Source organism: Pontibacillus chungwhensis (genome assembly GCF_030166655.1).
Taxonomy (GTDB): Bacteria; Bacillota; Bacilli; order Bacillales; family BH030062; genus Pontibacillus.
In genome coordinates, this window is the sequence record NZ_CP126446.1 from 1,813,955 (window position 1) to 1,826,157 (window position 12,203).

A 12,203-nucleotide genomic window follows, 5' to 3' on the forward strand; every position below is an offset into this window, starting at 1 on the left:
TACTGATTGATTATATCTCGGTTGTTTGCGAAAGGGTCTGCATTCGGAATTGTCCTATTTTAAAACCGTTTAACGTCAATAGTTTGGTACAATAAAAGTAGATGGACAGAGAAAAGGGGAAATGATATGAGCGAATATGTTAAGTGGGATTTATATGAACAAGGGTATGGCATGATAACCCTTTATCGGCCTGAGCGACGAAATGCTCTTTCCTTTGATATGATTGAAGAGCTTCAGAGGTTAATTAGAGATGCTCGTAATTTAGAGTTAAAAGCGTTAGTTATTACAGGTGCGGGAACCGAGACGTTCTGTGCAGGGGGAGATTTGAATGATTTTCATGCAGATTTGTCCTCCCAAGAAGCATTTAGTGCATTGTATCCAATGAAAGAAGTGCTGTATGAGTTATCTCGTTTCCCAGTTCCTACGATTGCGTTACTAAACGGTCACACCAGAGGCGGTGGTTGTGAACTGGCTACTGCTTGTGACTTCAGATATGCAACAGAAGGAAGTACGATTGGATTTGTTCAAGGAAAATTAGGAATCTCACCGGGATGGGGCGGAGGAGCGATGCTCTATCAACGGATCCATCCTTTAAAAGCCTATGAGATGCTGGTCCAATCTCGGGTATATTCTACAGAAGAAGCTATACAGCTGGGGTGGCTTCAAGGGATCATTCATGAGGATACGTTGGCTGAAGATATCGATCACATTCTGCAACCATTTTTGCAGAAAAATTTAGACCAATTGATCCATTTCAAACAGCAATATGTGAAGCAACAGATCCCGTTATCTCTTTCTGCTGATATGGATGATGAAGTGAGGCGTTGTTCAAATCTATGGGGGAATGAGGCTCATAAGGAAGCGGTCGAAAGATTTCAGAAATCGTAATTCTTTTTAAAATACACTGATTCCTGACCACCCCGCCTGCGCTTTTCTAGTGTCTAGCTTCGGGGGCTAGAGGTTAGAGAGATAAGACATGCCATTACAGTGAGCAAGCTCACTTCCATGTCCTGTCTTATCCTTACGCCTCTGACCAAGCTCCCTGTGCTTTTCTAATGTCTAGCTTCGGGGGCTAGAGGCTAGAGAGATAAGACATGCCATTACAGTGAGCAAGCTCACTTCCATGTCCTGTCTTATCCTTACGCCTCTGGCCAAGCCCCCCTGCGCTTTTCTTAATGTCTAGCTCCGGCTCCTAGCCCCTAGCGTCATAAGCAAGATGCCTACAGTCCGCTCTGCGAACTTACGGCATCTTGCTTATGCGGCCCCACAGGAAGTGGGGTCGTTCGACGTTGCCACAGGACGTGGCGATCTTAGTCGAGCTTCCTTGAAGGCTAAACAGTCGCCTTCGCTTTTCTAATGTCTAGCTCCGGGGGCTAGAGGCTAGAGAGATAAGACATGCCATTACAGTGAGCAAGCTCACTTCCATGTCCTGTCTTATCCTTACGCCTCTGACCAAGCCCCCTGCGCTTTTCTTAATTCCCTAGTCTATCTCTCCTATTAGTTGCATACATTTTTATTACACGTGATAGGAGGGATAGAATGAATGCTACGAGGCAGGATGCTTGGACACAGGATGAAGATGTTTTACTAGCTGAAACGGTTCTCCGTTATATCCGGCTTGGGAAGACGCAGTTAGAAGCGTTTGAAGAGGTGGCTAGGAAGCTATCACGCACTTCGGCGGCTTGTGGGTTTCGTTGGAATGCGACTGTGCGTAAACGATATTCAAAAGGGATTCAATTAGCGAAAGAAGAAAGAAAAAGAGGCGGGGTTGGAAAAGAAGAGGTGGCCTCTGCCGAGGAGTCTATCGCCTCCGCATTTTCCATTGATGACGCCATCTCATTTCTAGAAACCATGAGGCAAAATGTTTCTGGAGCAAAACCTGAGCCTCACAAACAAGAACTTTCTCAACTCTATGAGGAAAACCAAAAGTTGAAGGATCAGGTTAAACGATATCATCAAGCATGGGAAGAGATGGGGAAACTTTGGCAATGGGTGCAAATTCCGAAAGAAAAAGGCTGATCCGTTATGTGATCAGCCTTTTTTCTGCTCTCAGCACTATTGATTTAAGAAGGGTTTTTTTCTGATACGCCAGCAGGTGTCCAGATAAGAGGGTTTTCCCCTAAATCTCGTTCCATATCATATTTAGCTTTTTGGAAGCCCATCTTCTCCCAAAAACCGTGAGAATTGATGCGAGGATTCGTTTTGATTGGAAGTTCAAAGCTTTTAGCGAAATCTACAAGTTTCTTGCCGTAGCCTTTTTTTCGGTAATCTGGCAGAACCTCGAGCTTCCAAAGCTCTAAATAATCTTGGGCGGGTTGAAAGTAGTCGTCATAGCGTGAAGAAACCTGATAAAGACTCATGCGAGCTACTAAAGCGTTTCCATAATAAATCCCATAAAACGGTGAAACGCTATCATTTTCGATTATGTTACTTTGCAGGTCCTCTAACATTGAAAGCTCTTGATTTCCGTATTCTTTAAATCGTTTAAATTCTTCTAACGTTTTAAAATTAACCACTAGTTTTTGAACTTGTATGGTATCCATCATTATAAAGTCCCCCTTAAAACCATAATCACACATCTCTATTATAATATAAAAATTTTCTGAATTAAATGATTTGTGTTTCCTTTATTGCCATTTAAGTAGATGGCGCTGTGCCATTCAGGAGAGATGTGTCCTGCAAAAGTGGCTCGAGGTCCAGCGTATTCGCTCAAAACTCCCTTTATCCTAAAGACCAGAGAAAGAATATTTGCTAAAATGAGCAAATAGGAGGATTTTCGCCTCTTGTTGTATAAAGAAAAGAAGAGAAGAAGCAAAAGTGGGTGAATAGGTTGAAAGTAGCTATAATTGGGGCTGGAGCTGTTGGGTTATTGTACGCAATTAAAACTCAAGAAAGAGGACATAAAGTAACCCTATATGCTCGGAGACAAGACCAGATAGAGCTTATCAGAAGAGAAGGTATTCAGGTGGGAGAGGAGCACACCTCCCGTACCATTCATATAGAAGATGTGACGCGTTTACATCATTTCTTCGATTTGGTTATTCTTGCAACGAAGCAAACTCATGTTGATGAAGTGGTAGCATTAATGGCTGAAAAGAAAGTGACATCTCCTGTCTTGTTTCTTCAGAACGGAATGGGACACGTGGACCTGGCTGTTAACATGCCGAACCCGTCGGCTGTAGGTGTTGTAGAACATGGCGTACGAAAAACATCTGACAGAGGTGTTTTGCATACAGGATTGGGACTGACCCGAATCGCAGCGGTGAATATGGAAAGAAGACAAGCCTTATGGATTAAAGACCAGCTAGATTCTAAGGAGTTTTCGTATGTATTTGAAGAAGATTGGTTTGAAGTATTATCTAATAAACTCATTGTGAACGCCGTGATTAACCCAATAACAGCATTATTTAACATAAGGAACGGAGAGATTCTCGAAAACCCTTATCTTTTAAATATAGCGAAACGGCTATGCGAAGAAGCTTGTATGGCTCTTTTGAAAACAGATGGTGATCGTCAATTTGAACGTGTCACTCACATAATGGAGCAAACGAAGTGGAACCGATCTTCAATGCTAGCGGATGTATTACACCAAAGGGAAACAGAAATCGAAGGAATCTCTGGATATATATTGGAGAAGTGCAAACAAGACCTCCCTTATACATCCTTCGTCTATGAAGGACTAAAGGGAATAGGACAAATCAGAAGGAGGGAGAACATGTGAACCAGGTGATTGCCTATCTTGCAGCGATCTTAATTACTATGCCAATTCCTCTTACAATAATTGTATACCTAATCATGAGGAAAACAGTAAAGAATAAAAAGAAATCCTTGCACATGACAGTAAACAGTATGACAGTTATTTATGTTTTAGCTGTGCCGGCGGCTTTATTTGTCATTTTTGAGCGATCTTATATTAGTTATGTTTTTATTTTACTTCTTCTTTTACTTAGTCTTTTTATCTATTTACAATGGAAGGTAAGAGATGAGATTGAATTCAGAAAAGCATTTAAAGGATTTTGGCGTTTCAGTTTTCTGTTATTTGCAGGCTTGCACATATCTTTGACGATTTATGGGCTGGCCAATAGGCTTATGACTTTATGATGCCTTTTAAGTGAAATCCCTTCGTCTTTTCGATACAATACGAGAGGAATACATAGAACTTATTGAAAAAGGAGAAGGTTATCCATGCGGATCCAACCCATTGAATTACCATCACAGAATAAATTTATCCAACATTATCGTGCTCAGCATGAGGAGCTATTAAATAAATTTCATTACAACCCATACAAACAAGAAGAGTATGAAAGGCGAGTTGCAGAATTAGAAGAACGTCATTTCCAACGAGATGCTCTTGCAGACCATCTTCAGCGTGTGAATGAAGAGTGGGGAGCCAGTGAAGCAACAGTCTCTAATATCGAACGACTAAGAGATCCTCAAAGTGTTGTGGTTGTAGGTGGCCAACAGGCTGGATTGCTGACAGGTCCTCTATATACGATTAACAAAATCGTTTCGATTATCGTTATGGCTAAAGAACAAGAAGAAGCGCTTGGTCGTCCTGTACTTCCTGTCTTCTGGATTGCAGGTGAGGATCATGATTTTGATGAAATCAATCATATATATATGCCACAATCCCCGCGAATGAAGAAGCATAAAATTCTTCAAAAACAAATGAAAAAAGAAGCAGTTTCAGAAATGGAGATGGATCAAGAGGCTATCCAAACATGGATAGATCGATTGTTTATGGGCTTAAGGGAGAGTGAACATACCAATCACTTATATGACTTAATTAAGGGAGAGCTTAAACGATCTGTTACATTTGTAGATTTATTTGCTCGACTAACTCATTACTTCTTCAAAGAAGAAGGTCTTATTCTAATGGATGCTCAGCATAAAGACTTACGCCAACTTGAGAGCGGTTATTTTCAGGAAATGATAAGAAAACAGCCTGAAATCAGTGAAGGTGTGGTTCGGTCACTTCATTTAACAGCTCAACAAGGTTACTCTGTTAACTTAGAAGCTGAAGTAGAGGATGGACATCTATTTTATAAGTGGAACGGGGAACGTACTCTTTTAATGAAAGATGAAGAAGGAAATTGGCGCGGTAAAAAAGATGAATGTTGTTTTAGTGAAGAAGAGCTTCTCCATATTGCAGAAACAGAACCTCACCTTCTAAGTAACAATGTTGTCACGAGACCTTTAATGCAGGACCTTGTCCTGCCATCACTTACCTTTATCGCGGGACCTGGGGAAGTTGGATATTGGTCAGCGCTTAAGCCTGTCTTTGAAGCACTCAACATACAAATGCCACCGGTCATGCCTCGTTTATCTATGACCCTGCTTGATCGTCAGAATGAGAAATGGCTTCGTCGTCATCTTATCGATATAGAAAAGGCTGTGAATGAGGGTGTGACCGAGGATAAGAGCAAGTGGATTGCTATGCAAAGCTATCCTCCGATCGAAGAGTTAGCTGATGAAGTGAAGCGTGCGATAGAAAGAGCGCATCGCCCTCTGAAGGAAAAAGCGCATGAAATTCGGGATGACATCGGTCAAATTGCTGAGAAAAACCTCTTTTACTTGTTTAGGGATGTAGAGTTCTTGCAAGAAAGAATGGCTGATGCTCTTGAAGAGAAACATGGTCGTGAGCTAGAAGTATTCGATCAAATTGATTTACGCATTCACCCAGAAGGTGGTTTGCAGGAAAGAATTTGGAACATCTTGCCGTTTGCCAATGACCACGGCCCAGGCTTGCCGAAACAGCTCCTTACTGTAGAGTATGATTGGCGTAAAGCTCATCATGTTATATTCATGTAAGGAAACCGTTTATGTGAGCTGTGGAGTGATTTTAGTGAAATAGTTGAAAAATAATTAAATTTATTTAGAAATCCTGCCAATAAGGCAGGATTTTTTTTGTTCTGAAAGAATATTTAAGTTAAAGTGGAGGAAAGTGGTGGGATGTGGTACGCTTGTGTGAGAAAGTGGGGCTATCTATATGTTTATGGGAGAATATCAACACAATATAGATGCAAAAGGCCGAATCATTGTCCCTTCTAAGTTCCGAGAAGGCTTAGGGGAGAGCTTTGTCATAACACGTGGCCTAGATAAATGTGTATTTGCATACCCCCTTTCTGAATGGAAAGTGATAGAAGAGAAATTAAAGAAACTCCCACTCACGAAAAAAGATGCTCGAGCTTTTACTCGATTCTTCTTTTCTGGTGCCGTAGAGTGTGAAGTGGATAAACAAGGGAGAATCAATATCCCTGCACCACTCAGAAGCTATGCAGCGCTTGAGAAAGAAGTGATTGTAATCGGGGTTTCCAATCGAGTCGAGTTCTGGGCTAAAGACGATTGGGAAACGTATTTTGAGGAATCTGAAGATTCTTTTGCAGAAATCGCTGAGAACATGATGGATTTTGATATTTAGCAAATAATATAACAACCAGAGAATCTAACAGAAAAGGAATGAAAGTATGTTTGACCATATTACAGTATTAAAGGAAGAAACCGTCACTGGATTAGATGTTCAGCCGAATGGTATCTATGTAGATTGCACACTCGGAGGCGGGGGACACAGTGAGCGCATTGCTGCTCAACTAACTGAAGGAGGCCGCCTGATAGCTTTTGATCAGGATGAGGTAGCTCTTAAAGCAGCTAAAGAACGCTTAGCCCCTTATGCTGACCGTATTACCTTTGTACATGCGAACTTTCGGGAACTGAAGCAGTCCTTATTGGACCTTGGAATTGAGGAAGTAGATGGAATTGCATTTGATCTTGGGGTATCCTCTCCACAACTCGATGAAGACGAGAGAGGGTTTAGTTATCATCAAGATGCACGTTTAGACATGAGAATGAATAGGGAACAGCCACTTAGTGCTTATGAAGTCATTAATGAGTGGGATTACAATGACCTTGTGCGTATATTCTTCAAATACGGAGAAGAGAAATTCTCAAAACAAATTGCCAGAGGTATTGAGAAGAAAAGGGAAGAGTCGCCAATTGAAACCACCACACACCTGGTGGACATAATTAAAGAAGCTATTCCGGCACCTGCAAGGCGAAAAGGCGGCCATCCGGCTAAAAGAATCTTTCAGGCTGTACGCATTGCAGTGAATGATGAGTTAGGTGCCTTTGAAGATGCTTTAAAGCAAGCGGCTGAAATGGTAGCGATTGATGGCAGAATTGCAGTCATTACGTTCCATTCGTTAGAGGATCGTATTTGTAAACAAACCTTTAAAGAGTGGAGTAGTAATCCACCTTTACCTAAAAGTATTCCAATTATTCCTGAGGACCAAAAGCCACCGTTTGAGTTAGTCAATCGAAAACCAATTACTCCAAGTGAAGAAGAATTAGAAGATAACCGAAGAGCTCGATCTGCGAAATTAAGAGTTGTTAAAAAAATACGTCCATGGGAAGGGTGGAATAATGAATGAGTGCAGAAAAAGCGAAACAATTGCACCAACATGAAACAACAGAGCAAAGCCAGAGCCAAAAGCAGGTAAAGGTCCAGGTACATAAAAAGCGATGGATCACACCTGGTGAGAAGTTTTTATACACAGTGGTTAGTAGCCTTGCAATCCTATTCAGTGTCGTTGTGGTATCTTACTCCTCGTCTATTGATCAAATGAACCGGGATATGCAACGTTTAGACACGAACATAACCGATCAACAACTTGAAAATGAAAATCTTCAATATAAGATTAAAGAACTGTCTAATCCTGAGCGTATTATGGAAATTGCGAAGGAAAATGGTCTTGAAATCCGTCAGTCGAAAGTTAAACAAGCTAAATCCGTTTCCGGTAACGAATAAGGGGACAAGAGATTTATGAAGAAAAATCGAACAACTCACCGAATGGCGAAGCTCTACATGCTTGGGTTTATGTTAGTCTTCACGATTATCTTCGGTCGTTTCGCTTATATACAAGCGACAGGTGAAATTGAAGGAGTATCTCTTCAGGATTGGGCGGATCAAAAGCGGACAAGTTCCTATACAATTGAAGCCGACCGAGGCAAGATCCTCGATCGAAATGGAATGACACTTGCTTATGACCGTCCTACCTATAGTGTGTATGCGATTGTTGATGAAGAGTATTCTAAAGATTCAAAGGAGCCGTTACATGTTGAGGATCCGAAAAAAACGGCTGAACAGTTGGCTCCTATTTTAGGTTTAGAAGAGTCTTATGTATATGATCGTCTAAATAAAGAGGGTCCTTTCCAAGTTGAATTTGGAGCAAATGGACGTTACCTTTCTCAAGAAACCCGTGAAGATATTGAAGAACTTGACTTGCCTGGTATTCGATTTAAACAAGAAGCCAAGCGGTATTACCCAAATGGCATGTTTGCCTCTCATGTGTTAGGGTTTGCACAAAATCAAGGGGAAAATGATGAAATTGAAGGTATGATGGGAATCGAAGAACAGATGGATGATTATCTTTCTGAAACAGATGGTTCCATCTCTTATAAACGGGATAAGTACAATATGAAACTACTAAACCCTGAAGAAGTCTTTCAAAAGCCTGAAGACGGGGCGAATGTGACCCTGACGATTGATCAGAAAATCCAGACTTTCCTAGAAGATGCGATGAACCATGTGGTGAAGGAATATAATCCTGAGAAAATTATAGCCATAGTTATGGATCCGAAAACCGGTGAAGTACTGGCTATGGGAAATAGGCCGAGTTTTGATCCAAACAAGAGGCAGGATATTGGCAACTGGTACAATGATGTCATTGCCTCACCATATGAACCTGGGTCTACTATGAAGATCTTTACCTATGCTGCTGCAATGGAAGCTGGTGTATATAATGGCTCTGATACGTACATGTCAGGTGAATATGTGTATAATGATCGTGGTGATAAGATCCGTGACCATAACTATGGTAAGGGTTGGGGCACCATTGACTATGATGAAGGGTTTGAACGTTCCTCAAACGTGGCGGCTGCTAAATTAGTTTGGGAAGTAATGGGTCCTGAAACATACATGGATTACTTGCAAGCATTCGGCCTTGATCAAAAGACTGGAATTGATCTTCCTGGCGAACAAGCCGGTAAAATTGTTTACAAATGGGATAGTGAAGTTATTACAACTGCATTTGGACAAGGATCAACATTTACTCCAATTCAACAAATGAAGGCAGCCACGTCAGTTGCTAACAACGGTAAAATGATGCAGCCTTATGTAATTTCCCAAGTAACAGACCCTTCGTCAGGGGATGTGCTCGAGAAGAAAGAACCTAAAGTTGCGGGAGAGCCAATTAGTAAAGATACCGCCAAAAAAATGCGGGACTTAATGGGAAATGTTGTGACTGGTGAACATGGTACAGGAGTTAATTTCTATAACCTAGCTAATTACTCTGTAGCTGGTAAGACCGGTACAGCCCAAATTCCAAACTCTGAAACTGGGGGGTACTTAGCGGGACATGGAAATTACTATTTGTCATTCCTCGGCATGGCACCAAAAGAAGACCCTGAACTTATGATGTATGTCTCAGTGAAGCAACCAGACCTTGAACCAACTGAATATGAAGCAGAACCAAGTTCTTATATTTTCAAAACGGTGATGGAAAATAGTCTTCACTATATGAACATTAAACCGACGGAAAATAAAGAAGAGCTCTCTGTAGATTCTAAAACCCTCAAGGACTATAACGGTGACTCTGTTGCAAAAGCCAAACAAGCCATTACAAAAAATGGACTAACTCCTGTTGTATTGGGTGATGGAACGAAAGTAAAAGAGATGTTCCCTCGTGGAGGGACGAAAGTGGTCTCTAATGAAAAGGTGTTCCTAGTAACCTCTGACTCCGCTAAGATGCCTGATATGTCAGGTTGGGCTCTGCGGGATGTGTTACGATTTGGTGATGTAATGGATGTAGAGATCGATTCCGTTGGGAATGGTTTTGTTAGAAAACAAAGCGTTGCAGCTGGGGCTACCATTAAAAAGGGTGGATACCTTGTAGTGGAATTAACAGGCCCTAATGAGGAGCCATCTGACCAAACGCTTGAAGAACAAACAGAGCGGTCGATGCAAGGAGAAGAATCCGACCAGGACTCTTCAGAAGCTCCATCTGATCAAGAACAAGAGAACTCAACAGATGAGAATGAAGAATAAAGCGTAGCAAAGACAGTGTTCTAATCGTTTTTCTGAACTCATAAAATGGATACAAGCATACCATGGACGTAAAGGAGATGTACCATGAAACGAGTATCCAATGTGACGTTACGAAAACGATTGGTCACTGTTTTTCTTTTGGCAGGTGTTGTACTAGCTATTATTGTAACCCGTTTAGGGTATGTGCAATTTGTCATGGGCGATCAGTTGATGGACAAGGCGAAAAATTTATGGAGTCGTGACATTCCTTTTGAACCGGAGCGTGGCGATATTTTAGATCGCAATGGAGTTGTGTTGGCTGAGAATGTATCTGCTCCATCTGTCATGGTCGTACCCCGTCAGATTAAGAACCCTCAGAAAACGGCGGAACAATTAGCGAAAATTCTCGATATGCCAGTGGATAAAGCATACGAACATGTGACTAAAGTAAGTATGATTGAACGACTCCATCCTGAAGGTAGAAAAATTTCAGAAGAAAAAGCAGATGCCATCAGAGCACTGAATTTAGATGGTGTTTACATTGCTGAAGATTTCAAGCGCCATTATCCGAAAGGGGAGTATCTTTCCCATGTATTAGGGTTTAGTGGGATTGATAATCAAGGGTTAATGGGGCTTGAGTTGTATTATGATGAACAGCTTAAAGGTGAAGAAGGGCAGCTTTCGTTTTTCTCTGATGCAAAAGGGGGCCGGCTTCCAAATATCGCTGATGTTTACGAACCCCCTCAAGACGGGTATAACTTAAAGCTTACAATTGATGATCGCGTCCAAACGATTATTGAAAGAGAGCTAGATAACGCTGAAGCAAAGTATAATCCGGATGGTGCCATTGCTATTGCAATGGATCCTGATACTGGCGAGATTCTTGCTATGTCTAGCCGTCCCACTTTTAACCCGGAAAATTATCAAAATGTTCCTCAAGAAGTCTATAATCGTAACCTTCCGATCTGGAGTTCATATGAGCCTGGGTCTACGTTTAAAATTATTACGCTGGCCTCTTCTTTAGAGGAAGGGCTTGTAGATTTAGAAAATGACCATTTCCATGATAGTGGCTCCATTGAAGTAGATGGGGCACGACTCCGTTGTTGGAAGCGCGGGGGTCATGGAAGTCAGACCTATTTAGAAGTGGTACAGAACTCTTGTAACCCAGGGTTTGTAACCTTAGGCCAGGAACTGGGGAAAGAGCGATTGTTCAGCTATATTAAAGATTTTGGCTTTGGTACCAAAACAGGGATTGATCTTCAAGGAGAAGGAAATGGTATTTTATTCAGGGAAGAACAAGTTGGACCTGTTGAATTAGCGACAACAGCTTTCGGCCAAGGGGTTTCTGTTACTCCGATCCAGCAAGTTACAGCTGTGGCTGCTGCTGTAAATGGAGGATATTTGTATGAGCCTTACATTGCGAAAGAGTGGGTGAACCCCATTACTGGGGAGGCTGTAGATCAAACAGAACCAACGCTTAAGAAACGTGTCATTTCTGAAGAAACCTCCTCAAAAGTAAGGGAAGCACTTGAGAGTGTTGTTGCTTTAGGGACAGGTAAGGGCGCATATGTAGAAGGGTATAGAGTTGGCGGGAAAACGGGAACAGCTCAAAAAGTGGGTCCTGATGGTCGTTATATGACAGACAACCATATTGTATCTTTCATCGGCTTCGCACCTGCTGATGATCCAGAACTTGTCGTTTATTTAGCAATTGACAACCCTAAAAATACCGTCCAATTTGGTGGGGTCGTAGCTGCTCCAATTGTAGGGAATATTATGGGTGACAGTTTAAGAGCAATGGGTGTAAAACCTAGAGAAGATGGGCTTGAGAAAGAAGTGCAATGGCCTGATCAACCGCTTGTTGAGGTCCCGGATTTAATTGGACTTGAAAAGAAGGAGTTAACCCAGTATATGGTGAACCTTTCTATTGAAACGAGTGGAACTGGTAATTATATTGTAGATCAAGCACCTAAAGAAGGAACGAAAGTAGAAGAAGGTTCAAAAATTCGACTATTTTTAGCAGAGGAAGCTCCGGAGGTTGATCATTCGGATCATTCTCATTAAACAACAATCGCGAACCGGGGCCTTGTCTGCTATAATATACGTTGAAAATCTAATAGTA

11 protein-coding genes are annotated in these 12,203 nt (G+C 41.6%); 10 read left to right on the plus strand and 1 reads right to left on the minus strand.

All coding sequences use genetic code 11. The features are described 5' to 3' along the window. Nucleotides 1-126: 126 nt before the first annotated feature. Both QNI29_RS09435 and QNI29_RS09440 read left to right on the plus strand, forming a co-directional pair. Entirely contained in the window at nt 127-888 is a 762-nt protein-coding gene (locus QNI29_RS09435) for an enoyl-CoA hydratase/isomerase family protein (RefSeq protein ID WP_231416249.1), read from the plus strand. 651 nt (nt 889-1,539) lie between these two features. Next, a complete protein-coding gene (locus tag QNI29_RS09440; protein WP_231416250.1) occupies nt 1,540-2,019 on the plus strand; it encodes an RsfA family transcriptional regulator in 480 nt (159 codons plus the stop codon). A gap of 44 nt (nt 2,020-2,063) precedes the next feature. On the opposite strand, the gene QNI29_RS09445 is transcribed toward QNI29_RS09440, so the two are convergent. Further along, nucleotides 2,064-2,543 carry an N-acetyltransferase gene (locus QNI29_RS09445; protein WP_231417550.1) on the minus strand — a complete coding sequence of 160 codons (480 nt, stop codon included), beginning with the start codon at nt 2,541-2,543 and terminating at the stop codon, nt 2,064-2,066. A gap of 287 nt (nt 2,544-2,830) precedes the next feature. Here QNI29_RS09445 and QNI29_RS09450 point away from each other — a divergent pair, with 287 nt between their 5' ends. The 8 genes from QNI29_RS09450 (at nt 2,831) to QNI29_RS09485 (ending at nt 12,145) form a co-directional block, all read left to right on the plus strand. After that, entirely contained in the window at nt 2,831-3,721 is an 891-nt protein-coding gene (locus QNI29_RS09450; protein WP_231416251.1) for a 2-dehydropantoate 2-reductase, read from the plus strand. Next, nucleotides 3,718-4,101, plus strand: a complete 384-nt coding sequence (locus QNI29_RS09455) for a DUF3397 domain-containing protein (protein ID WP_231416252.1) — start codon at nt 3,718-3,720, stop codon at nt 4,099-4,101. The genes QNI29_RS09450 and QNI29_RS09455 overlap by 4 nt, the downstream gene beginning before the upstream one ends. An 84-nt stretch (nt 4,102-4,185) precedes the next feature. Next, the gene (gene bshC, locus QNI29_RS09460; RefSeq protein WP_231416253.1) at nt 4,186-5,811 is read left to right on the plus strand and encodes a bacillithiol biosynthesis cysteine-adding enzyme BshC; all 1,626 of its coding nucleotides are present in this window, start codon (nt 4,186-4,188) and stop codon (nt 5,809-5,811) included. A 178-nt stretch (nt 5,812-5,989) separates the two neighbouring features. Next, nucleotides 5,990-6,421, plus strand: a complete 432-nt coding sequence (mraZ, locus tag QNI29_RS09465; RefSeq protein ID WP_231416254.1) for a division/cell wall cluster transcriptional repressor MraZ — start codon at nt 5,990-5,992, stop codon at nt 6,419-6,421. 46 nt (nt 6,422-6,467) lie between these two features. Then, nucleotides 6,468-7,427, plus strand: a complete 960-nt coding sequence (gene rsmH, locus QNI29_RS09470) for a 16S rRNA (cytosine(1402)-N(4))-methyltransferase RsmH (protein WP_231416255.1) — start codon at nt 6,468-6,470, stop codon at nt 7,425-7,427. After that, nucleotides 7,424-7,804 carry a cell division protein FtsL gene (gene ftsL, locus QNI29_RS09475; protein ID WP_231416256.1) on the plus strand — a complete coding sequence of 127 codons (381 nt, stop codon included), beginning with the start codon at nt 7,424-7,426 and terminating at the stop codon, nt 7,802-7,804. The genes rsmH and ftsL overlap by 4 nt, the downstream gene beginning before the upstream one ends. A gap of 15 nt (nt 7,805-7,819) precedes the next feature. Then, nucleotides 7,820-10,102 (plus strand): penicillin-binding protein, encoded by a 2,283-nt coding sequence (locus QNI29_RS09480; protein WP_231416257.1) that lies wholly within the window; start codon nt 7,820-7,822, stop codon nt 10,100-10,102. A gap of 84 nt (nt 10,103-10,186) precedes the next feature. After that, the gene (locus tag QNI29_RS09485; protein WP_231416258.1) at nt 10,187-12,145 is read left to right on the plus strand and encodes a stage V sporulation protein D; all 1,959 of its coding nucleotides are present in this window, start codon (nt 10,187-10,189) and stop codon (nt 12,143-12,145) included. The last annotated feature ends 58 nt before the right edge of the window (nt 12,146-12,203 follow it).

Excerpts from the sequence above, each read along its gene's own strand:
- QNI29_RS09435 (WP_231416249.1), top strand. The coding sequence starts at position 127 with ATGAGCGAATATGTTAAGTGGGATTTATATGAACAAGGGTATGGCATG.
- QNI29_RS09440 (WP_231416250.1), top strand. The coding sequence starts at position 1,540 with ATGAATGCTACGAGGCAGGATGCTTGGACACAGGATGAAGATGTTTTA.
- QNI29_RS09445 (WP_231417550.1), bottom strand. The coding sequence starts at position 2,543 with ATGGATACCATACAAGTTCAAAAACTAGTGGTTAATTTTAAAACGTTA.
- bshC (WP_231416253.1), top strand. The coding sequence starts at position 4,186 with ATGCGGATCCAACCCATTGAATTACCATCACAGAATAAATTTATCCAA.
- mraZ (WP_231416254.1), top strand. The coding sequence starts at position 5,990 with ATGTTTATGGGAGAATATCAACACAATATAGATGCAAAAGGCCGAATC.
- rsmH (WP_231416255.1), top strand. The coding sequence starts at position 6,468 with ATGTTTGACCATATTACAGTATTAAAGGAAGAAACCGTCACTGGATTA.
- ftsL (WP_231416256.1), top strand. The coding sequence starts at position 7,424 with ATGAGTGCAGAAAAAGCGAAACAATTGCACCAACATGAAACAACAGAG.
- QNI29_RS09480 (WP_231416257.1), top strand. The coding sequence starts at position 7,820 with ATGAAGAAAAATCGAACAACTCACCGAATGGCGAAGCTCTACATGCTT.
- QNI29_RS09485 (WP_231416258.1), top strand. The coding sequence starts at position 10,187 with ATGAAACGAGTATCCAATGTGACGTTACGAAAACGATTGGTCACTGTT.